The 23,288-nt window shown below is 40.9% G+C and carries 20 protein-coding genes; 11 read left to right on the plus strand and 9 right to left on the minus strand.

The features are described from left to right. Positions 1-1,678 (plus strand): hypothetical protein (locus JW841_13780; GenBank protein ID MBN1962011.1); only part of this gene is annotated, 1,678 nt, incomplete at its 5' end. Between the two features lie 37 nt (positions 1,679-1,715). Here the strand turns inward: JW841_13780 and JW841_13785 are convergent. Continuing rightward, positions 1,716-2,561, minus strand: coding sequence for a substrate-binding domain-containing protein (locus JW841_13785; protein MBN1962012.1), 846 nt, complete (start codon positions 2,559-2,561; stop codon positions 1,716-1,718). Positions 2,562-2,823: 262 nt separating this feature from the next. Here JW841_13785 and ftcD point away from each other — a divergent pair, with 262 nt between their 5' ends. Both ftcD and JW841_13795 read left to right on the plus strand, forming a co-directional pair. Continuing rightward, positions 2,824-3,885: a glutamate formimidoyltransferase gene (gene ftcD / locus JW841_13790; GenBank protein ID MBN1962013.1), complete on the plus strand. Its 1,062-nt coding sequence runs from the start codon at positions 2,824-2,826 to the stop codon at positions 3,883-3,885. A gap of 51 nt (positions 3,886-3,936) precedes the next feature. Then, positions 3,937-5,046: a branched-chain amino acid aminotransferase gene (locus tag JW841_13795; protein MBN1962014.1), complete on the plus strand. Its 1,110-nt coding sequence runs from the start codon at positions 3,937-3,939 to the stop codon at positions 5,044-5,046. A gap of 3 nt (positions 5,047-5,049) precedes the next feature. Here JW841_13795 and JW841_13800 read toward each other — a convergent pair whose 3' ends face one another. The 3 genes from JW841_13800 to JW841_13810 are packed head-to-tail and all read right to left on the minus strand — an operon-like array spanning position 5,050 to position 8,982. Continuing rightward, positions 5,050-6,084: a hypothetical protein gene (locus tag JW841_13800; GenBank protein MBN1962015.1), complete on the minus strand. Its 1,035-nt coding sequence runs from the start codon at positions 6,082-6,084 to the stop codon at positions 5,050-5,052. Continuing rightward, positions 6,081-7,823, minus strand: a complete 1,743-nt coding sequence (locus JW841_13805) for a hypothetical protein (protein MBN1962016.1) — start codon at positions 7,821-7,823, stop codon at positions 6,081-6,083. Before JW841_13805 ends, JW841_13800 begins: the two co-directional genes overlap by 4 nt. A 40-nt stretch (positions 7,824-7,863) precedes the next feature. Then, positions 7,864-8,982: an amidohydrolase family protein gene (locus JW841_13810; protein MBN1962017.1), complete on the minus strand. Its 1,119-nt coding sequence runs from the start codon at positions 8,980-8,982 to the stop codon at positions 7,864-7,866. A 470-nt stretch (positions 8,983-9,452) separates the two neighbouring features. Between JW841_13810 and JW841_13815 the strand changes: the two genes are divergently transcribed. The 5 genes from JW841_13815 (at position 9,453) to JW841_13835 (ending at position 14,754) form a co-directional block, all read left to right on the plus strand. Beyond that, entirely contained in the window at positions 9,453-11,489 is a 2,037-nt protein-coding gene (locus tag JW841_13815) for a dehydrogenase E1 component subunit alpha/beta (protein MBN1962018.1), read from the plus strand. A 21-nt stretch (positions 11,490-11,510) separates the two neighbouring features. Beyond that, entirely contained in the window at positions 11,511-11,951 is a 441-nt protein-coding gene (locus tag JW841_13820) for a universal stress protein (protein MBN1962019.1), read from the plus strand. A 244-nt stretch (positions 11,952-12,195) separates the two neighbouring features. Next, on the plus strand, positions 12,196-12,513 hold the full coding sequence (locus JW841_13825; GenBank protein MBN1962020.1) for a hypothetical protein: 318 nt from the start codon (positions 12,196-12,198) through the stop codon (positions 12,511-12,513). 72 nt (positions 12,514-12,585) lie between these two features. Next, a complete protein-coding gene (locus JW841_13830) occupies positions 12,586-13,905 on the plus strand; it encodes a cyclic nucleotide-binding domain-containing protein (GenBank protein MBN1962021.1) in 1,320 nt (439 codons plus the stop codon). A gap of 138 nt (positions 13,906-14,043) precedes the next feature. Continuing rightward, complete coding sequence (locus JW841_13835) at positions 14,044-14,754, plus strand: Bax inhibitor-1/YccA family protein (protein MBN1962022.1); 711 nt, start codon at positions 14,044-14,046, stop codon at positions 14,752-14,754. Here JW841_13835 and hemH read toward each other — a convergent pair. The 5 genes from hemH to JW841_13860 form a co-directional block, all read right to left on the minus strand. Further along, entirely contained in the window at positions 14,705-15,736 is a 1,032-nt protein-coding gene (gene hemH, locus JW841_13840; protein MBN1962023.1) for a ferrochelatase, read from the minus strand. The genes JW841_13835 and hemH overlap by 50 nt on opposite strands. Next, the gene (locus JW841_13845; protein MBN1962024.1) at positions 15,733-17,322 is read right to left on the minus strand and encodes an FAD-dependent thymidylate synthase; all 1,590 of its coding nucleotides are present in this window, start codon (positions 17,320-17,322) and stop codon (positions 15,733-15,735) included. The genes hemH and JW841_13845 overlap by 4 nt, the downstream gene beginning before the upstream one ends. Positions 17,323-17,326: 4 nt before the next feature. Beyond that, complete coding sequence (gene recO, locus JW841_13850; GenBank protein ID MBN1962025.1) at positions 17,327-18,064, minus strand: DNA repair protein RecO; 738 nt, start codon at positions 18,062-18,064, stop codon at positions 17,327-17,329. A gap of 31 nt (positions 18,065-18,095) precedes the next feature. Then, a complete protein-coding gene (locus JW841_13855) occupies positions 18,096-18,953 on the minus strand; it encodes a tetratricopeptide repeat protein (GenBank protein MBN1962026.1) in 858 nt (285 codons plus the stop codon). Between the two features lie 79 nt (positions 18,954-19,032). Then, positions 19,033-19,548 (minus strand): DUF507 family protein, encoded by a 516-nt coding sequence (locus JW841_13860; protein ID MBN1962027.1) that lies wholly within the window; start codon positions 19,546-19,548, stop codon positions 19,033-19,035. Positions 19,549-19,736: 188 nt separating this feature from the next. Between JW841_13860 and JW841_13865 the strand changes: the two genes are divergently transcribed. The 3 genes from JW841_13865 (at position 19,737) to JW841_13875 (ending at position 23,210) form a co-directional block, all read left to right on the plus strand. Then, on the plus strand, positions 19,737-22,364 hold the full coding sequence (locus JW841_13865) for a DNA translocase FtsK 4TM domain-containing protein (protein ID MBN1962028.1): 2,628 nt from the start codon (positions 19,737-19,739) through the stop codon (positions 22,362-22,364). 287 nt (positions 22,365-22,651) lie between these two features. Continuing rightward, positions 22,652-22,873, plus strand: coding sequence for a DUF433 domain-containing protein (locus tag JW841_13870; protein ID MBN1962029.1), 222 nt, complete (start codon positions 22,652-22,654; stop codon positions 22,871-22,873). Next, positions 22,857-23,210, plus strand: coding sequence for a DUF5615 family PIN-like protein (locus JW841_13875; protein ID MBN1962030.1), 354 nt, complete (start codon positions 22,857-22,859; stop codon positions 23,208-23,210). Before JW841_13870 ends, JW841_13875 begins: the two co-directional genes overlap by 17 nt. Positions 23,211-23,288: the final 78 nt, after the last annotated feature.

The raw sequence follows: 23,288 nt of genomic DNA on the forward strand, positions 1-23,288 counted from the left end.
CAAACAACAAGCAGCATTAGTCGATAAACAAAAAGATTTACATACGCAAGCAGCAAATTTAAAGAAAAAGACCGACGAGTTAGTTGCGCAAGAGCAGGCGAATGTCCAAAATTTACGCGTACAGCAGCGTGAGTTGTTAAAACAAGAAAAAGAACAAACGCAAAAGCTCGAAGAGATTGGCAATGCCGAAAAACTTGATGCTGCTCTTAAAGAAGCAAAGCATGAGCTTAGTCAATTAAAGCGTCAAGTGCGAAATTTACTAAGCGAAAAAGAAGACAATCACAAAACCATACAAACAAAGCAAAATATTATAGCGCGTATTGAAAAAGAATTTGCCGAGCAATCTGCGGCATATAAAGATAGCGCTAAGTTAATAAATGAATTACGTGGCTCACTACGTCAATCAGAAAAGCAAGCATTAATTGCTAATACCACAGCGTCAGATCTTGAGTCGCAAGTGCAGCAATTAAAATCAGAATTAGATGCTCGTGTAGCTGCACAAAACGAAGCAGTGCGTGAAGCAAGCGATTTAGCCGCTGAACGTAGCAAGCTTAAGACAGAAGCGAAGCAATTAGAAAAAGCGACGCAGGCATTAGTAACTCAACGCGAAGCGTTTTTAAAAGAAGGTGCGGCACAAGAAAATATTCGTGCCCAAAATGAAGCAACTGCTGAACAACTATTAATAATGCGAGAAGGTCTCGATGACGCACGTAAGGCTATTGAACGTGAACGTCAAGATCTTGTTATTGAGCAGCAAGCAAGTACCGCAGCACAACAAGCTTTAAGCAATGAACGCCAAGAACTTGAAGATGAGCGTAAAGAATTAGCCCAAGAAAGATTGCAGATTTATAAGCAACGAGATTATTTAGCACAACAAAAAATTGAATTAGATAAAATAGGCGTAGAGCAAAATGAAATTGTCCAACAATTTGAAATTGAAAAACAGCAATTACGTTTACAGCAATCTGCTATTGATGAATCACGCTCATCGTTTTCTGCAGAACAGTCAGAATATCAAAATCAACTAGAACAGTTTGAGCTTGCGCGTCAAAAGCTTGTAAAAGAAAAGGAACTTGCAGTTATGGAAGCCGAACAGTTGCGTTGCGAATTTGAGCAACGAGAACAAGCCATAAGTGCGGCTTTACAAAATAGTCAGCGTGAATTGCATGCTTTTCAAAATAAGCTTGATACACGTGAACAAGAGCAAGCACAAAAAGCCCAAGAGTTGGCTCAAGAACTGGTAGATTTTGAAGAGAAGCAGCGAAAATTTTATAATGAGTATCAATTGGTAACCGATTTAGAAACTAAAGTTGCAATATTAGATGAGCAGAAAGAACATCTAGAAACAGAACTAGCAAATGAACATGAGCGTGCTTGTGCTCATGAGCAGGGTTTATTGCATGTAAGTGCAGATCTTGAATTAACGCGCATACAATTAATCGAGGCTCGTGAAGAGATTACGCGTCTTGCTGCACTCATACCTACGGAAATATCTGACACTGATATCGAACCATTAGGCGCTGAAGAAAACCAAGAAGAACAAACAGATGAAGCCGAACTTGAACTAATTGATGATGCTGGTGTAATTGCTTTATTAACAATTGATGGTCAACCAGCAGAAAATAGTGCAATAGACGAAGCAGAATGTAAAAGTGGCAATAATACTAAATCGAAATAACAATACACCCATATTCGCTATTAACTTGTTTAAAAAGTTAAGCAGATTCGCGGATTATTAATTCTGGTCTAAATAATGTTTTAGTAGATAATGCTAAGGTTTCATTAGCTGCAATCGTAACCATACGATATGCAGCACTGGCCATTTCAAATAATGGTTGTCTAATAGTTGTTAACGGGGGGTTAGCCGATTTGGCGATTTCTATGTCATCATAGCCAATTACAGCTACATTTAAAGGGATGTGAATACCTCGTTCGCGAGCAGTTTTTAAGATTCCAACCGCACATTCATCTCCGGCAGCCGAGAAGACTGCATCGATTTTTTCACGTTGATCAAGAAGAATACGCATTGATTTGGCACCATCACTATATGAATAATCAGTTACTTCGATAAGATTATTTTGGTCAAAGTGAAGGTCGTTTTCAGCGAGAGCTTTTAAAAAACCCTGAAGTTTATGAGTGGCATTATAGCTACCCTCAATATTGGTTCTACCTGAAACAACGGCTATATTGCGACGGCCAGAATTAATGAAATGTTTACCTGCTAAATAGCCACCTTCAAAATTATCAGTAGTGACAGTCGCAGCGCCATTCATCTCTTCATCTATTAATACGATAGGGATATTGGCGGCACGATATTCTGCTATCATTGTAGCTTCGGGTCTAATACAAATACCAATCAAACCAAATGGTGGTGATTGACTAAGTAGGTTTTGCAGTCGGCGTTGTTCAGTGGTGGGTATACCAATAGTCGGGTATTGAGTCACAACTTCGCCAAATTTAAGATTACTTTTAATTAGTGCCAACATTTTTGCCGGAAATGAAAAGGCAAAACTTGCTGCCATTACTGCGATTTGTTTTTCGGCCATAAATACACCATCCATATAAAAATTATATTAGCAAATTAAAAAAGAAGTCGCGATATTTATGGCCTTTTTTTTAAACAATTGGGCAGCGTTAGCCACAAATTTCAGATAGGAGATACAGCGAGGAACATAAGGAAACAAGAAATAATTAAAGGTAGCAAAGTATAGATTGATTATTTATTGCTGCAGGTTACTCGACAAGCTATATCAAAAACCAATTACGAATAATGCAGTAAAAGCATGCAAGTTTACTCTATGACGATGTGCGAGAGGTTTTTTGGTGAAGCTCATTGAGTGCGTGCCCAACATTTCTGATGGTCAAAATCCAGCAATATATCAAGGTATCGCAGCAGCGGCAGCATCGGTTCCAGGAGTAAAAGTGTTACATGTTGATCCAGGTTTTTCTGCTAATCGTACGGTAATAACTTTTGTTGGTTCTAATGATGCAATTCTACAAGGGGCTTGGCAGTTAGCAAAAGTAGCAATTGCAAATATAAATATGCAGCTTCATACCGGTACACACGCGCGAATTGGCGCATTAGATGTAATGCCGTTTATTCCATTGCTAAATACTACCATTGAAGAATGTGTAACTATTGCACGTACTATTGCAATGCGTTTAGGCAATGAGTTGGGTATACCGACTTATCTTTATGAAGCGGCGGCAAGCAAACCAGATAGAAGCAATCTTGCTGATATTCGTAAAGGCGAATATGAAGGATTAGCCAAGAAGCTGTTTGACAAAGCCTGGCAGCCTGATTTTGGGCCAGCTACATTTATACCAAAAACTGGTGCTGCGATAGTCGGTGCCCGCAAGCTGTTAATAGCTTACAATATCAATCTCGATACCCAAGATGCCGTTATCGCAAGGCGAATTGCAAGAGATCTTCGCGAACGAAGTTATATACTTCGAGGTTTGGAGGGCAACCTTATTTTAAATGCTTCCGGCAGTCCACAATATAAAGAGGGTTTATTGCCATCTGTAAAAGCTATAGGTTGGTATGCGCCAGAGTATAGTTGTGCTCAGGTTTCGATGAATTTACTAGATATCACTCGTACCCCTTTGCATATTGCATATGATACCTGTGTACAGCAGGCTTTAGATTACGGAGTGCAAGTTACCGGTTCAGAAATTGTAGGATTGGTAAGCAAAGACGCAATGATTGCTGCTGGGAAGCATTATTTGGCACGTAGCGGACAATTTTCAGATGTTTTAGACGCTGAAGCGATCGAGGTGGCAATAGATAATCTTGGTCTTAATAAGGCGAAATCATTCAATCGTAATGAGAGAATCATTGAATATTGCCTTGAAGCACACTATGGCAGTTATAGGAGCATATGATTCAGATTAAGACGGTGTATAGTACCATAAGGTTATGATATGGAGAGCAACATGGACAAAAATACTATAACAATTCATAGAATACGCCCCAGTGAGGCAAAGAAAAAACCTGATGACTCAACTTTAACATTTGGGCGCGTCTTTTCTGATCATTTTTTTATTATAGATCGCAATAAGCAAGGTGAGTGGCTGTCAGCGAAAATCGAGCCCTATCGTCCTTTGCAGTTAGACCCATCCTCTGTGTGTTTGCACTATGGACAAATGGTATTTGAGGGTCTTAAGGCATACTGTAATAAACGTAATGAAATATTATTATTTCGTTGGCAAAAGAATGCTGAGCGTATGCGTACCTCATGCCGAAGGCTAATGATGGATTGCGTTGACGAGCAGATGTTCGGCCGGGCCATTAAAACATTAATTTTGCTTGAGCGTGATTGGATTCCCAAAGATCCAGAATGTTCTCTTTATGTTCGTCCTAATATTATTGGCACAGATGCTTATTTGGGTGTGCATCCTGCCGAAGAATATAAATTTTATGTGTTGGTTTGTCCGGTGGGTGCTTATTATCGAGAAGGTTTTGCACCAGTTAGTATTTTAGTCGAAGATCAAGATGTTCGAGCAGTACGAGGCGGGCTAGGCTCAGTTAAAACCGCAGCAAATTATGCCCATTCACTGCGAGCCCAAGCGCGGGCTGCCAGCAAAGGTTTTACCCAGGTGTTATGGCTTGATGCCATAGAGCAGCGTTGGGTTGAAGAAGTTGGTACGATGAATATTTTTTTCGTCATTAAAGATGAATTAATTACGCCGCCATTGGAAGGTAGCATTTTACCAGGAGTAACACGAGATTCAGTTATTACTATCGCTAAACATTGGGGAATAAAAGTGGTTGAGCGCGCGATATCAATTGATGAAGTAATTGCAACAGCGCAATCGGGTGATTTACAAGAATGCTTTGGTACTGGTACAGCGGCGGTAATTTCACCAGTTGGTTTGTTTAGCTACCGCGGCAGCGAATATCTGGTCAGCAACAATAAAACTGGTCCGCTAGCCCAGCGTTTATATGACTTTATCACAGCCATTCAACATGGGGACATTGAAGATTTGTTTGGTTGGGTAGAGCGAATCGACCACTTAAATATTGAAGAGCTAGCTAACGGCTGACTTTTATTCACAAGAAGCGTCGATGTTATAAAGTGGCAAGTTTGAATCACAATAAGAAATAGGATCACCGCAAGGCCACCAATCGGGCACTTCGTTAGCTTTAGCGAAGTAAGATTGTGCAGTTGTTTTATAACTGCATAAACAGTCAACACAGTTTAATTCGGCTGATTGAATATTAATTACTTCAAAATTTTCGGTCATACGACATTGCACAACGCGACGATAGGCTTGAGTGTCGTAAATATTTAAATTTGGAGACTCGGTATCTGAAAAGTTTAAAGTTATACAAGAAGGAATCGTTGCACCACATATGGCAGTGGCATCAAGAGTATTATCAACATTAATAACCAAATCATTCGATGGTGTAAGTGGATTGCCATATAGATAAACTGCGCTACGATTACACACAAATCTTTCTGCCGGTATAGGTGAATCAGAGAGGTCAAGACGTATTATATTATCATCAGTAGCTTCTAATAGTTCGAGATAACCATTTGCAGCTAATACTCTAATAAAAGGAGTATAAAGATTACCACTTGCAGCATAAAAAGCGGCAGATTCTTCAAGAGTCATACGTTTTAACACTTTATCTAAATAGGGAATAACCGCTACCGCAGGCAAGCCAACAGAGCTATCAATAGCTACGATGCGATCAACACCATGCAATATAGAAGTGGGCAAAAAATCACCAGATTCATCGATATCTTCGTAAACTACTATGCGAGGTCGATATATATTTATGCTAGTACGAGTTGGTAAAATCGCAGTTTCAAGTGGGGTAACATAATTTTCCCAATCAATGTCAGGTGTATTTAGTGGAACTTGCATAATCGTTTCTATTGTTGCAGGGCCGTCATCGGTAACCTTAAAAGAACTAGGATAATTAAAAATGACAGCATAACGCAGAGGTGCCGCTGGTGTATAAGAACGTGAACCAATAATTACTACCGGAACCGTTGAAGGACGAGGATGACGAATTTGGCCAACCTCACATGCATGAAGCGATGCCAGAAATAGAATGAGCAACGCACGTTTCACAGAAATACCTCGACTGCAAAATTGAGTACTGTTTGATTTACAAAACGCTCAGAATTGGGGTTTTGTGCAGTTAGACCTGAAGCGACAAGCTTATTAGTAATTGCTACGCTAAGGCGATTTGGAAGATTAGGCCACGGAAATATACGAAAACCTGCACGATAATAAAAATCAGAAGCAATACCTGGCGCACGACCAAAACGTCGTATAAAAAGCACAGGCTCTTTACTATCACGTCGGCTCTCTAAGTAACGCTGCCAAAATTCGCCATAGGCAAAAGCGGTAACATGAGCAAATAAAGCAACTTCTGCTTCACCCATTACTGTATGAGACCATTGTCTAAAATTAGAGGTAACACCGAGATATTCAAAGCTATTGGTTACATAAGCATTTTCACGATAAGGCATATTTGGTGCTGTGCTTAGGGTTACCAGTTGTTTGCGGGGGCCAAATCCTTTGTTGTAAAAACGAAATTGATAACCGATATGCAAATTAATGCGATTTAATGAAAGCGGCATTAAATCAGCCCTCACCATAAATGCTTGTCGTGAACTCTTTAGCGGTGAGCGTAAATGCGCGCCATATTCTCCTAATAAGCGCATAAAAGGTAGTGGAGAAATTTTAATAAACCCAGAAAGATAATCCGCAGCTTTAGCTGTTTTGTACAGAACCGTGGTCTCATTTTGCAAAGAAGTTTCATCTAATGGATATACTAGAGCAGCAGATTCTGTCTCTGTTAGCCAACGCGAAAAGCCGATACCAAAAGCGCCATTAAATATATTAATAGTAGAATTAATAAAGTCATCATCAGCCCAGAAAACCCGTCCTGCAAAGGTAGTGCGCCATTCAATATCGCCACGTTGCAGGCCAATAGCAAAACCTTCAAGCGGAACTTCTTCAATTAGCAATCCGGTACCGATAGTTACTAAGTCGAGATCGGGAGCAATAAATTCAATATGTAGTGGTTTACCTGCAATATCAAACAAATCACGGTGCAAGTGTAGAGCAGCGCCGGGTAGTACCTGGCTAGAAAAACGATAACCATCACTGGCGCTTGGATTAAACATAGCGAGATTTAAATTAACCGCGATAGTATTCATCGCTTCGATTTCAGCGTAGGTATCAATCACAAAAAAACCATGGTAACGACTAAGATCGGTACGCTTGCGTGTAGTTTCAGCACCAATAGAGGCATCAGCAGCTAAAGCGAAATATGGTAGTTGTGAATCAAAGCGATATGGTTCAAATTCAAGTTGAGAGTGTAAATTACGGTTTATTAATTTGCGGGGCATTAAAGTCCAGGTATCTTGCCCGTTAGCCCATGGTTTTGCAGCGGCAGCAAAACTAGTTTGGGTAAGCGAGTTAATTTGCGGCAGGTAATTGTTAGCCGTCGATTGCGGTAAAAACCAATTTGGACTTTTGGGTTCGGGTTTTTTTATTGGCTCGATTAAATTAGTGGTTAAATCTTTAGCAGCTTGAACGCTAGGTTGTGGGCTAGCCGGACTATTTGTTTCTGGTGGCTCATTTGTAACCGGTTTATCAAGTTCGTTTTGGTTGTCGCTATTATTTGTTATGGTATTTGCAGAAGATGAATTTTGGTTTTCTTGAGCTTTAGCTAAAGATAACGGAGCAAATATAAATACAAAACAACAAATTACAAGACCAAAATGATGCAATAAACCTCGTTGAGATTGTGCAACGCAGGGTATAATAAGGATTTTTTTGATTAGTGGAATTATCAACGATCGTACACTCCTGAAATTATTTTAGAATAATCTAAAGTCAGATGCCAATCCAAGCCCAAATGACATAGAAAGCCGCAGAAATTGTGGCCCACCATGTTGAAATAGACTCAGATGTTGGTTGAACTATGCCATCAATAATAACCATTTGTATATTTTTTAGCTTGGTTAAATCGCTATCCGGACTACCTTTAACCACAATTATATCTGCCCGGTAGCCTATTGCTATACGTCCTAATGCATCACCTAAGCCTAATAATTTTGCACTATCACGGGTTATCGTTGTTAAAGCAACATTAGGAGATGTAGTGTCAATATTTTTATCATGTAATAAAATCGATACTAAGTCTGGTTGTTTATGGAACTTTTTTGTGGCTGTGTCGCTGTAGGCTAGATAATTAGTATTTGGTTTAGATATGATAACATCTGCTTTACATTTATTGGCGATCGTACGCTCTTGCTCATTAGATACTTCAACAAAAGCTAATAATTTTTGTATATGAGCTTCTTTGATAATATTGCACCAGCAATCATGAATAATTTGTGGCGATTTTGTGGCATCGCTATGCTTTGGAACATTAGTAAAATTAATAAAATCAACACCAGCAACAGCTAACTGACGAATCTGCATTTGGTAGGTATCAATATTTTTTTTATTTTCGTTTTTAGTTGTAGCTAAACAAGTAACAGTACTGCGATCATTCAAATTTGCATTGCTGATTTCATATGTGTGTATTGTTGAGCCACTTACTAATAAACGTGGCCCACGACCGCGTCCGGTGCCTACATACCGTCGCAGCCCTAAAGCCATAGCTAAAGAAGTACCGCGATCAGCTACAGTAGTAATACCACTATTGATAAACAAATTAAGGTTTTGTATTGCCGTATAAAAATCACCGGGTTCATTAATTTGATAATTATAAGTAAGATCTAATTGAGTATTAATAATTCCCGGCATCACTGTGGCCTCACGGGCATCAATAATTTTTGTATTAGATGAGTTGCTAAATATTTGATGGTCATCTTGTTTTATATTAACAATAAGCCCGCGGTACACTTCAATCTGCATATTTTTAAGAACTGGGCCACCGCTACCATCAAACAAACGTCCTGCATGAATGAGCAATCGTTCAGGTGGTAGAGGGTTGCAAGCAAGCAAAAAAGTGCTACAGGCTATAAATATTGTATAAGCAATTGGTCTCTGCATGGTAATTTTATTGTAAAGGACATTTACTGAGTTATAAAAGTTTTAGCTAGTTATGCGAATTTTGACGCAGTGTTTACAAGTTAATTGCATTTTAGACCCTTCTACTTTTTAGCATATGCTATTATTTTGCCACCATGGACAGGTTCAGCACTGATCATAAAAAAAACCACTTGACGCAAGATACTACAACATTGCGTGCAACAGATATACAAAACACAAAAGGTGATAATACTTTGCCTAGTAGCATAAATGACAGTCAAAGTGTTAAGCGTGAAGCTAAACAACAACCATTATCTCATTATGCTTTTAAAGTTAAACGCGCAGCAGTTTTAGATAAAAGCCCGCGAAGAGATCAAGGCAGTCACCTAAATTTTATTCCATCGCCTCTTACTACCAAACAAAGATTATTTATTTATCGTACGATGTATACAAGTAGACGCATCGACGATATTGAAATGCAGCTTAAGCAGCAGAATCTTGGTTTTTTCCAAATAGCCAGTGCTGGTCATGAAGCTACTCAAGCAGCAGCAGCATTAGTTTTACGTGCTGGTCATGATTGGTTTATTCCCTATTATCGTGATCGAGTTTTGTGTTTAGGTCTAGGAGTTACTGCTTACGATATGTTTTTAGAGTTGCTTGGTGCCGCTGCCGGACCAGGTTCTGGTGGGCGACAGATGCCTTCGCACTGGGGAAATCCTAAGCTTAACATTATTTCAAGTTCAAGTGTTGTGGGTACTCAATATTTAAATGCTACTGGTTGTGCTGAAGGTGGGCGTATTTGGCAGCACCTTGCCCCTTTGGTAAATAATGGCTGTTGGGTTAGTGATGAAGTAACGTATGTATCCGGTGGTGAAGGCTCGACCAGTGAAGGTGAATTTTTTGAGGCTTTAAATACGGCATGTAATGCTAAATTACCGGTAATTTTCCATATTCAAGATAATGGTTATGCTATCTCAACACCGATAGAGGTTCAGACAGCTGGTGGCTCAATTACCAAGTTACTTGAGGGGTATCCTAATCTATTACGTCTTGAATTTGATGGTTGTGATCCCGAAGCGAGTTATCAAGCTTGGCAACGTGGTGTCCATCATGCCCGTACTCGTCGTGGTCCGGTGTTAATGCATGCGCATGTTATAAGACCATACTCACATTCTATGAGTGATGACGAGCGGCTATATCGAACCGCGGCTGAAATAGAAAAGCAGACGCAACAAGATCCCTTGATCTGCTATCGTAGAGTTCTACAAAACAAACACGGTATTACCGAAGATGAGTTTAATAAAATTGAGCAAGAAGTAGAAGCAGATGTGCAAGCCGCGCGTAATGCGGCGGTACAAGCACCAGCACCTCGACCTGAAACTGCAAGTTTATATGTTTATTCACCTAAAATTGATCCAACCAGTGATAATTTTGCTTCAGTTGCTTTGAGCAATGGTCAAGATCAAACCATGGTTGATCTCATTAATGTGTGTTTACGTGATGAAATGGCGCGCGATCAACGTATTGTGGTTTTTGGCCAAGACGTAGCTGATGCTTCACGTTCAATAGCTCTTAAAGAAACCAAAGGAAAGGGAGGAGTGTTTAAAGCCACTGCCAATTTGCAACGTCAATTTGGTAGTCAACGTGTTTTTAATTCACCCCTTGCTGAAGCTAATATTGTTGGTCGAGCAATTGGGATGGCCATAAGGGGCTTAAAACCGATCGTTGAGATTCAATTTTTTGATTATATTTGGTCAGCGATGATGCAACTGCGTGGTGAATTAGCATTATTGCGTTGGCGCTCAAATAATGCCTTTTTTGCGCCGGTAGTAGTGCGAGCAGCATATGGTGGTTATTTAAAAGGTGGCGGGGTTTATCATTCGCAAACCGGAGAGGCTATTTTTACGCATATTCCAGGCCTACGCGTGGTAATGCCTTCATGCGCGCTTGATGCTAATGGTTTATTGCGTACAGCTATTCGTTGCGATGACCCAGTACTATTTCTTGAACATAAACATCTTTATCGCCAGACTTATAATCGCGCTGCTAATCCTGGACCTGATTTCATGATTCCTTTTGGCAGGGCAGCAACACTACGCAGCGGCAAACATCTTACTTTAATAACTTACGGTGCCTTGGTAAAACGCTCACTTGATGCTGCGCTACTTGCAGCCAATGAAGGCATCGAAGTAGAGATTTTAGATTTGCGTACTCTTTCTCCATATGATTGGGATGCTATAGCGGTAAGTGTACAAAAGACAAATCGTGCTTTAGTTGTATATGAAGACTGTCGTAGTTGGGGTTTTGGTTCTGAAATCGCCGCTCGTATTGCTGATGAATTATTCGAATATCTTGATGCACCGGTACAACGCGTAGCTTCTTTAGATACTTTTGTAGGATATAATCCCACCCTAGAAAATGCAATTCTTCCTCAAAGTGACGACGTATATCGTGCTATTATAAAGCTTGCGCGCTATTAGCTTATAGCCGGAGGCTAAATCATGAAGTTTGAGCACGTACTGGTACCTATTGATTTTTCAGAACAGTCACGTAGAGCCCTGCGAGCAGCCGACGAGTTATGTCAGAGTTACAATGCCACGCTCACGCTTTTGCATGTACATGCTATTGTTGGGGTAGCCGTACTTGATTTTACTTACGTTGAACAACCTCAAGAAATTGTACGTATTACTGAGGCAGCCGAAGAGCAATTACAAAGTTTGGTGGCAGAATTGCAAACACCAAAAGATTCAATAAAGATTGAGGTGTTAACCGGAGATCCAGTTGATGAAATGATAAAACTTTCTCAAGAGCATGATCTCATGGTGATGTCTACTCATGGCCGTAGCGGGATTACCCGCTTTTTAATGGGATCAGTTGTTGAACGCGTGGTCCGCGGGGCTCATTGTTCAGTACTGGTTATACGACCAGAGAGCCAAATATAAAAATTATTATTCTAACTATTCAATCCTCTCCTGGAGCTGCCGCGCCAGGAAATACTATAAAAGAAACAAATCCATTAGTCGTAGCGGAGGGGCTTGAACCCGCCGGATGCTGGACTTATTTCGCCACATCTTGCGGCAAGCAGCTTAAGTCAGCTATGTTTAAAAAAACAGTCGTTTTTTTGTATCTATACCCTAATAGTGGTTACGATAGTCTATCTTAAATGGCATCTTTTAGGAGAGCGTCATGTTTGTAGAGGGTGAAGTTGAAATTCAAGTAAAAGACCGTGCAGCTATAGGTCTTGATGAGCACAATATGAAATTATGGGTACAACGAGCTTTTAAAGAAATGAGTTGTTACCGAATTTCTAACTTTCGTATTGATGCAGATCGCACGGTTAGGGCTGTAGTAGCATTAAAACTTTCGGTTTTACCTGAAAATGAGCGCAATTTGCTTGAAACTCACGCCAATGATCTCGGCTTATTACGTTCTTTTATCGAAAAGATGTTTGAAGCCAAAGGTACTTGCCGTTGTATTGGTGAACCTAAGCTTAAGCCGACTTAAATGTAAGTTTAAGCAGCAATATCATTGCTGATGCTGCTATTGATAAGCTTAGCTCGATAAGGAGTTATAGCTATGGCCGATAGTGCTTTGACTATTTTTAGGCAAGCTGAAGACGAGCTACGTGAAGGTAAATATATCGCAGCCTTGGGTAACTACCTGCGAGTAGTTCGGGGAGTGCCACATTTTTTACGGGCACGGTTTCGTCTCTCTGATACCTTATTAAATCTTAAAGCCTCGGCGGCTTCGTTAGAGATCTATAAATCTATTGCTTGGCATGCCATTAAGGTCGGTCAGCCTTTAATTGGTTTGATGGCAATAAAAATGGCAAGTGCTTTAGATCCTAAGCAAATAGAGGCTATCGAAGTACTAGCGCAGTTATATGCAAGAGATTCTGATCGTGTTGACGAAGTAACAGAAATTTACCAACACCAAGAAATAGCTAAAGATGATATTGCCGGCGAACTTAATGGGCTAATCGGAACTGAGCTAGTGGTAGCAGCAGCAAATGAAGGCGTTGAGATAAATTATACTGAAGGTTATCCGACTGCGCTGCCGGCTATTCCATTATTTAGTTTTTTAAAAGAAGATGCTTTTGAATCAGTATTAAATAGCTTGATTTTACGTCGTTTTGTTAAAGGTAATGCTATTATCACTGAAGGTCAGCCGGGTGATTCTTTTTATATTATTGCTGAAGGTTCGGTTGATGTAAGTCGCAATATTGGTGGGCGGGTGCGTAATCTTGCGCATCTTAAAAGTGGTGCAGTTTTTGGTGAAATGGCCCTTATTTCAAAAGCACCGCGTACAGCAACAGTTACTGCTAGTGAGGATTGTGATCTGCTTGAACTTAAACGCGCATCTTTAGAAAACCAAGCTCAGAAACTAGTTAGTGTTACTCAAGCACTAAAAGATTTTACCCATGAGCGATTTTTGGCAAATCTTACGGCAACAAGCCTTATTTTTAAGCCTTTTCCTCGTCCGATGCGCAATGAAATTATTCGAAAATTTAAAGGTTATCCATTGGTTGCGGGTAATAAAATAATTACTGAAGGCGAAGAAGGTCAGGGTCTGTTTTTAATTCTTAAAGGACAGATCGAAGTTAGCAAACTTGCAGATGATGGCAGTAAATTAATATTGGCAACCTTGCATGAGGGCGATGTCTTTGGTGAAATTTCATTACTACAATCATCTTTAACTACAGCTTCATGCACTGCAGTAACTAACGGAAATTTATTATTTTTACCTAAAAAAGATTTTACTGCGATGTTGGCGCGTTATCCCCAGCTTAAAGAGCAATTATCGTCGATAACAGCAGAACGCTTACAAAAGACCAAACAAATGCTAGAGATGGAACCCATTGAAATAACTGAAGATGATGAGTTAATTATGCTTTAATTGTTAATCTTAGTTTTTATTCTTGATTTAAAAAAAATCGTACCTAATTTTATTTAAGGAATAATAGGGACACCCCCTAGCTTGATCTTGCGTGATTAAGACTTGCGTGCATAAGTTGTAATCTAGGAGATATAACAAATGGCTGATTTACATACTTTTCAAACTGTCGGTACTCGTGCCAGCCAAGAAACTAAGGCAGCCGAAGTAGCAGCATTTATGGGTTCAGTTTACCGTTGGATGGCCTTTGGTCTTGCGGTCACAGGTTTTACCGCCTTTTATGTCGCCAACTCAGAAACTGCAGTAAATGCCATCTTTGGCAATCCTATGGTGTTTTACGGCTTGTTGTTTGCACAACTAGGGTTGGTTTTTGCATTTACACCATTAGCCATGCGAGTTTCTTCGGCAATCGCTGGTTTGATTTTTATTGCTTACTCAGGGCTTACCGGGGTTACTTTATCAGCCATCTTTTTACGCTATACGCAAAGTTCAATTGCCCAAACATTTTTAATTACCGCCGGCGCGTTTGCGGCTCTGTCGTTTTATGGGGCGACAACTAAACGTGATTTAAACGCCATGGGTCGATTTATGATGGTCGGCCTTTTTGGTTTAATCATTGCCTCAGTTGTAAATATTTTTATGCAAAGCCCAGCAATTTATTGGGTTTCAACTTATGCTGGGGTGCTGATTTTCTCAGGGCTTACCGCCTATGAAAATCAACGCCTGCGCGAACTTTATCGCACTAGCGGCCAAACCGGTAATCTCGCTTTGCGCGGTGCTTTAATGTTCTACCTTGATTTTATCAACTTGTTCCTAATGCTTTTACGTTTATTTGGTAGTGAACGGCGCTAGATATTTTTTTGGTAACTGAACTTACCAACTCCACTAAGGCCGCTATAAAATTTGGGTGAGTCGCTGGTGTAGGGCTGCGGTAAAAATTTTTGATCCCAACATCGGTAGCTAAGTTTTGCAGTTCTATATCAAGCTCATACAAAGTTTCTAAATGTTCACTGACAAACGAAATCGGTATTACTAATACCGAAGTGATCCCATGTTTGCCTAAGGTTATAATAGTTTCTCGGGTGGATGGCTTAAGCCAACTGACCGGACCGACGCGACTTTGAAAACATAAGTATATTGGATTAGGGAGCGATAATTTATCAGATATAGCTTTTATGCTTTGCTTTATTTGTCGTGGGTAGGGATCACCACGCCTGACATATGATAGCGGAATGCCATGAGCTGAGAATATCAGCGCTGTCGTATCTTTTAAACGATTTGGAATATTGGCTAACGTTTTAAGTATATTATCAGTAACAGAGTTTATAAATCCATTAATAGTAGGATATGCTTTAATTATTTTTAAACGATTTAACTCTTGAGTGGCTAATTGGCTTATTAATTCATTAATACTTGAACGTGTAGTAGCAAAGGCGTAATGCGGATATAGAGGTAGAACTACCCAAGTTGCATCAGACCAATATTTTCTTGCCTCTTGCAGCGCCACGCTGGCACGCGGTTCACTATAGCGCATCGTAACCAATACGCGAGCATCAAATCCTAATAGTTTTAAATGTTTTTCAAGTGCTAAAGCTTGCGCCATGGTGTTAGCACCAATGGGAGAACCGCCACCAATCGCTTGATAAAGAGGTATTACTTTTGGGGTTCGGTAAGCTGCTATAAATGAAGCTAGTTTGGTTTTAAAAAATTTTGGCCCTGGTAATATGTCATCAAAAAGATTCTGTAAAAAAGGTTTTATTTGGGTGTAATTATCAGGTCCGCCTAGTTGCAGTAAAAATACGCATAGACGTTTGGCGTTTTTTATCTGGCTCATATAACTCTGTTATAATCATTGAGGTTTTGCTGCCAGACTTTAACTCCACAGTAACGGCTACCTTCGGGACAATAGGGTTTAACATTGGTTTGTTGGCGAGTAGCGCAAGGTGGTCCTAAATATTGACCGATAGTAGGATGCTGCTCGCGGATTTGTTTTACTTCATCGACAGTAGCTCGCCAAATTTCATCTTGCGCATTGTAGCATAATCGAGTTGACCATTTGTGTTGCCAAGCAGCGAGATCACCAGATTCAATAAAGCGAATAGGAAATGCATTAGGTAATAAATAAAGAGCAAATTCAGGAGTAACGCCAGCATCAAGTAGCTTATCAATAGCTTGCCAAGTTTGTTGCATAGTTTGCATAAAGCGGTCATGAGCAGTATCAAAATTAGCAATCAGCGTCGGAAGTATTACATCAGGGGTACCGCTGCGATATTGAGTAGAAAGTATTGGTCTTGAACCGGGGGTCATCCGATGACGTTGATCCTGCGAATCTGCAGCATGCGATAGTTTTTTTAAAAAAGTATAATGCGGGTGCATTAATGAACGAGTAACTTTGCCAATACTAGCAAGATTAAGTGCACCACCTAAATAGGGATTTTGTTTTGGCGATAGTACCCAAGCAATAGCGTCACTATCCGATAATTGCGTTGCATTTAAACCTATAGTAGTGCGTACCGCTTGGGCTAAAAGCTTTTCTCCATGGTTTTGGTAATCAAGTAAGCGCGAAGAAAATTCGCCTAAATCAGCATCAAAACTTTTACAAAACAGATGCGCATTGCTGTTTGGTGTTGTAATACCTAAAGAGCTTAATAGGGCATATTCGTGGGTTTGCTCAAGTTCAAGAGGATCTTCAATATATGAAAAAAACAAAGGGTCATGCTCATTAACTGCATCAATCATGGCATTGATAACGATGCGGGTTTCATTTGGCACATCAAGCATACGTGATAAGCGATGATAACGATGCAGCGTTAAGCCGCTGACCGTGTGATATAGTTGCGTAAAAGTTGCAACCGGCAGAGCGTATCTCGCAACTTCTTGTGCTTTTTTTCGGATTGCCGGTAAATATTGTTCGCGTTGTTTTTGGCGCGCTTGAAATATATCAAAGTAAGCCTTAGCCGTCGGTTCAATTAATATTTCAGTAAGCTCTCGATAACAGAGCATTTGTGCTGCTGCTGTTTGTTGATAAAATTCTGCTTCACGGGCGGGTAATTGTGGAATCAGCAAGCGATCTGGTTGAACTTTTACATAGCGTTGGCTGACTTGCTCTGAATTATAAAATGGATGCGCATGCAAAAATGACCAAACAAATTGTCGTGATACATTTTCAATAATGAATTGAAATGCTGCATGTTGCAGAGTGGTATGATGACCAGCGGTGTATGTACTACGAGCGATAATATCGCGCTGAGCGCGTGCGGTCTCATCTTGTTGTACATCATTACTGGTAATTACTCGCGTACAATAACAAGTGCGAGCAGTAGCAATCGCATTATTATAGGGCTCACTAAATGCATTAACTAAACGCACGATAGGTTGCAGTGAAGAAAATGGTGATGAAACATTAGCGGCAATAATCATGAGTTTAGGCGTGGTTGTGGCCGGATGAGTTTAAAAAAGAGTGGTTATATTCTAAAGTTACTCGTCGTGAGGTTAGCGGGCGTCCAGTTTGAGATTCAATCCAATCTAACGCGCAGTCAACTAATGCATTAGCACTATGAATATCAGGGCAACCAGTGCCACTAAAGGCAGCCGCTACGCCAGGGGGTAAAGGCCGTAAAGTTGGGGCACAACGCGAACAGACGATGCCGCCATACTTGCAATCGAAACTTATGGCTTTAAAAAATGTATCACCACAACAAGTGCAAGTACTAAAGTCAGGGGTGATACCACTTGCACAGAGCAAAGATGGATAAAAATTTGAGGCCCTAATAAAATCACCGGCTTCAAGACAATCAAGTGCATCTGCTAAAGCTTGATAAATTTCAGGTGCCGCTTGATGCTCAGCAACTAACAAGCGTACGGATTCGCAACACATACCAGCACCAATCAAACGTTGTAGGCTAGTACGCAGGCCCAAGCGTGGTTGTATTTGGCGAGCAGACTCAAGTCGCCATAATTTATTGGTAGGAGTTACTTCAATTTCAATGTTGGCAAATAAATCCAGCACACCAGCAAAACGTTTTTTTGAGTTGCGCGCATGACGAGCAACAATAGCAATACGACCTTCTTCGGCAGTGAGTACCTCAATAATGCGATGGGCATCACCAAAATTGCGAATATGAAGCACAATTGCAAAAAGCTGTTGTATGCGTCGATTCATATTTTACCTAAACTTCGCAGAGTATATCGCGCTACTCAACTGAACGCAGAGATTGAGTGCATTTTACGCCAAATTTGCTATTGCTTTCGGTTGTAGCACAAGAAGCAAAGCTTTGACGAGCGGCCTGACGGTCGTCTTGTTTTAAATAAGCTAATCCCTGGTAATAATGCATTTCACGTATATATTCAGCTTCGCGTGAGTTTTGATTGTTTTCGTTGTTAAGGCAGTGCTTATCAAATCGACGAGCATTTACAATAACATCAGCACTATCACCAATATCTATACCTATTTGAGCTAGCCAGAGATAACCACGACAGAATTTGGGACTTTGAGCTATGGCATTGCGTAAATGTATTCGCCCTTTGTCGACTTCTCCATTTTTATAATAGGCCCAACCCATATTGCCTTCAGCTAACGATGGCGTGTTATAGAGAATATCGTTTAGGGCTTTCTTGAAATGCTCAATTGCTTCATCATATCGACCGAGATCAATTAATAATATGCCAAAATTATTGTGAGCCTGAGAGAAATCGGGCTTTAACTCAAGGGCGCGTTCATAATGTTCGAGAGCTTCTTTACTTTTTTCTAAAGCGTGATAAACCAACCCAAGAGCATTATGGGTTTGTGGCATTTCAGGATTTAAATCAACAGCAATTAGTAGCTCACTTAAGGCTCCGCGAAAATCGCCGCGCTCAAGGTTAGAGACGCCGATATCATAATGAATACGAGCATTGGCAAGGTTGGCTTCGCTGATATTACTGGCGCAACTAGTTATTAAATTTAAACTAATAATACAAATTAAGACGTTAAACCCCCCATGCCTAAGCATGGCATTTATAAGGATTTGGCAACAGCGACGGTATTGTTCTTTAAGCATACTAACAGACATGCATTAGCTATATAGATGCCGAGCGTAGTGTCAAGCAGGGTATGAGATTTGAGCTAAAAAGCTTGTACAAAATATATAGTTATAATACATGAGTGCTGCGCATTTGTTCAATGAGACGACCGTATTCAACCTCCCACTCAGAGGTACCTTCGCGCAGGTTTTTCAATCGGCCACGTACTTCACGGTCAAGTTCTTCATCAACACCAAGATACTTCTGGATGGCCACTTGTACAATTTTACGAAGTTCGTGGTCTTCGACAAAAATTTCTTCAATATGTTTTGAGTCGAATAAACCCTCGATCACACGATTAACAATGTGTTCAAAAGCCCCTTCACCAGTAACTATTTTGCGATTTTGGGCAAGACTTTGTTTGACGCGGCCCAGCATATCAGCAGGTAACTTATGACGTTGTAGTGCGTCAAGAGCATCATGCTTAAGCTTATCAAGAGCGTCCATATAATCGACGATAATGCCGGCGACATCGAGTTCAGCCTCATCACGATGACCGTCTTCGACCTCGATAGCACGGCCGGCCAAAAGGGCGCGAATAACGTCCTTAGCGATTTTAGGAATTACCCGTCTGTAGATCTTCATGCATTGGCCTCGTGAACAACAAGCAGCTTGAGGCCATATAGGTGCCCTCTTGCGTTGGTGTCAACCAGCATTTGCAAATACGCATAATTTTTGACGTCAAGGCCGCTACAGCCTAGGTTAACTATTAATATTTAGCGTGGTGCTAAAGGCTGTACAGGTAGTTTAATAGTCCGAAAGGGGCCATTTTAATGGCCAATCGACGTCGCGAACAAAAAAAACGACCGCTTGAAAGTCGTCATGAAAAACCGACCACTAAACGAGTGCCACATGAAGTTGTGGCTGTTTTGCTTGGTTGTCTCGGGGTACTTAGTGTCTTTGCGCTAATTAGCTATAATGCTGGTGATACTTCGCTAAATGCTAGTAATCGTTCAGTAGTCAAGAATTGGATTGGGCCAGCAGGGGCTTACTGGGCTGATTTGTTACTTCAATTAGTAGGTGTTAGTGCCTATGCTTTTGGGGTTGGCCTACTTCTAGCAAGCTGGCGAGCATTGACAGCAAAACGAGTATGGCCAGGGGGGCGCGAGCTTTTTGGGCTTGTGTTGACGGTAATTTCAGTTGGCACCATGGCGCATTTGGCACTGCATAACCAGGCGTTTCCTTATCCTCCTGGTGGTTTACTTGGAGCATTGCTTGGAGATTTTTTACAGCAAAAGATCGCATTAATAGGCTCAATCGTTGCTACCGCGAGTTTTGTTTTAATAGCCTTAGCAATTTCAATTGAAGGAATTCTAGCTGGTTTAGGTGTACGCGGCGTTAATTTGGCAAAAATTGCCTTTTGGCGCATTAAATTGCTGATTTTAACCATGCAAGAAAGAAGGCGACGACGGCAAGAAAAATTAGCTGAACTAAAAAGTAAGGCTACTGAAGAGTTTGCGACTGCTAATGATTGGACCATCGGTGATTTGCATTTTGCTAGCCAAGAAAAACGTCAACAGAGTCTTGAAGAAGCTCGAGCCCATGCAGTCGCTTTAGCAGAACGCGATGCCGAAAGAGAGTTTAAAAACGTACGTAAACGTGCGCTTAAACCTATGGCAGAACCAGCCTTGTCGTTAAGCAAACATGTTGACTTAGAAAAAGAAGAAAGTTTTGAACTTGGGGTACTACCAAATTTTGAGCTTGATAACGCCACTAACATTTTAAAAGATCAAATAGATAATCAAAAATGTGATCCCAAAGCATTAAGCAATACGACTACCGAATCACCACCAACACCCAAAAGAGTAATAAAACGTTCACAAAATGCTGAGCCGCAAATTGTTAATGTGCGTCATGATTTAAATGCCGAGGCTATTGTTGCAGTTGATAAGGCAACAGTTGAGAAAAAGACGAATGAGCAAATTTATACTTTACCCTCAACTTCTTTGCTTGACTTTGAAGCAACTGTGCGCGAACCACTTGATCCGCAAGCGCTACGCGAGAATGCCCAGAGATTAACCAAGACACTTAAAGATTATAGTATTGATGGTCATGTGCGTGAGATCCGACCTGGCCCAATCGTTACTATGTACGAATATGTACCGGCTCCTGGCATCAAATTATCAAAGATTGCTTCACTTGCTGATGATTTAGCCATGAGTATGGAGGCCTTGCGTGTGCGTATTGTCGCACCAATTCCGGGCAAAGGCGCGGTTGGTATAGAAATACCTAATGACACTCGGGAAATGGTATTTCTTAAAGAAATTATTGCTCACGATTCATTTAATAAATCAAAGAGTTCGTTAACTCTGGCGTTAGGCAAAGATATTGAAGGTGGTGCTTATGCGACGGATTTAGCGCGTATGCCTCACTTATTGGTAGCAGGGGCAACTGGTGCTGGTAAAAGTGTAAGTATCAACACCATGATCATGAGTATTTTATTTCGTGCAACTCCAGATGATGTGCGTTTACTTATGGTTGATCCGAAAATGCTTGAGTTGTCAGTATATGAGGGCATTCCACATTTGTTGCTACCAGTTGTTACCGATCCTAAAAAGGCCGCGCTGGCGTTGCGTTGGGCAGTTGAAGAAATGGAACGTCGCTATCAATTACTTAGCGATGCAGGCGTGCGTGGAATCGATAGCTACAATAAAAATTTGCGTGCTGCTTTTGCTCGGGGTGAAAAACCAACTTTTCCTGCAAAAAGCGAAGATGAAGAGCCACGCGAAATACGGCCATTGCCATATATCGTAGTTATTGTCGACGAATTGGCTGATTTAATGATGGTAGCTTCACGCGATGTTGAAGCATCAATCATGCGTTTAGCCCAAATGGCACGTGCAGCTGGCATTCATCTTATTTTGGCGACGCAGCGACCTTCGGTTGATGTGTTAACTGGTGTCATAAAAGCCAATTTTCCAACGCGTATCGCCTTTCAGGTGGCTTCACGACACGATTCACGCACCATCATTGATAGCAATGGGGCTGAGCATCTTTTAGGTCGTGGTGATATGCTGTATTTATCGCCCGGTGTTGGTGGTGTGGTGCGTGTACATGGTGCATTTGTATCTGACGAAGAAATTAATCGCACCGTAGCTTTTTGGAAAAAACAAGGCAAGCCTGAGTATGATGAATCAATTTTGCAGCCGCGAGGTGATAGTGTAAGCGATGGAGATTCCAACACTGCAAATGGTGGTGATATTGATGATGAAGTTTATGACCAAGCTTTAGCAATAGTTACCGAAACCCGCCAAGCCTCTATTTCAATGATTCAGCGGCGATTGCGCATTGGTTATAATCGTGCGGCTCGTTTAGTTGAGCGTATGGAAAGTGAAGGTATTGTTGGACCGGCTGATGGAGCTAAACCACGCGAAGTATTATTAGGGTCGGCACTCTTGTAATTTGCCAGTAACTTGCAGACGAACGCCTTGGTAGCATTAACAGCATTACGGTGTCTGTAAACTGCTATTATGCCCGGAATAAACCCAATTGGCGCGCTCGAACTGATGAATATCGAACTACGGTGAGGGAAATTATGCGGGTAGCGTAGATACGAGGATGGTATGATCATTGCTTAACGATATATTTACGGTTTACAATAAAAGGGTAACCTAAATTCATTATCACTTAATTTAAACGAGCGGGTTTAAATTACTTAATTTAAGTGAAAGAAGGTAAGGTGATAAGAATGGAACAAATGATCACAGCAAGCCCTGCTATTCAAGGAGGACACGCCGTCATTCAAGGTACACGCGTTCCGATACATGTAATAGTAAGCGCATTAGCCGACGGCGCCACGGTATTAGAAGTAGCCGAAGCCTATGGTATTACAGACCAGCAAGTACATGCTGCGTTAGCTTATGCTGCTGATATAATTGCTGAGGAGCGAGTTATTGCGCTTCCTGGTTGATGAAAATGTACCTCGCCAAATTGGGCTTTTCCTGCTCGATCTCGGTCATGACGCGCTAATTGTTCGTGATTCACCGTTATCAGGAGCAAATGATTTTGTTCTTTGGGAGCTAGCTGCCAAAGAACATCGCATTATTATTACTCATGATCTTGATTTTCCCATACCGGGAGTAACCACTTTACCTGAAGGGTTGGTATTGATAAGGCCCTTTAATAATCATCCTGCTGCTATTCTCGATTTGTTTCGTAAATTTTGGTCAGCAATTTCGCCTGATGACCTTTCAGGGCACATAATCTCTGTTCAGGCAGGACGTTACCGCCGTCGGCCATTACGTTAATAAAACCCCCTAGCCAGCCAGTAGCACCAGACGACGTAACCCATGATAGACATTGCACTTTATTGTTTCGGACAGTGG

Source organism: Deltaproteobacteria bacterium (genome assembly GCA_016931625.1).
Lineage (GTDB): Bacteria > Myxococcota > XYA12-FULL-58-9 > XYA12-FULL-58-9 > JAFGEK01 > JAFGEK01.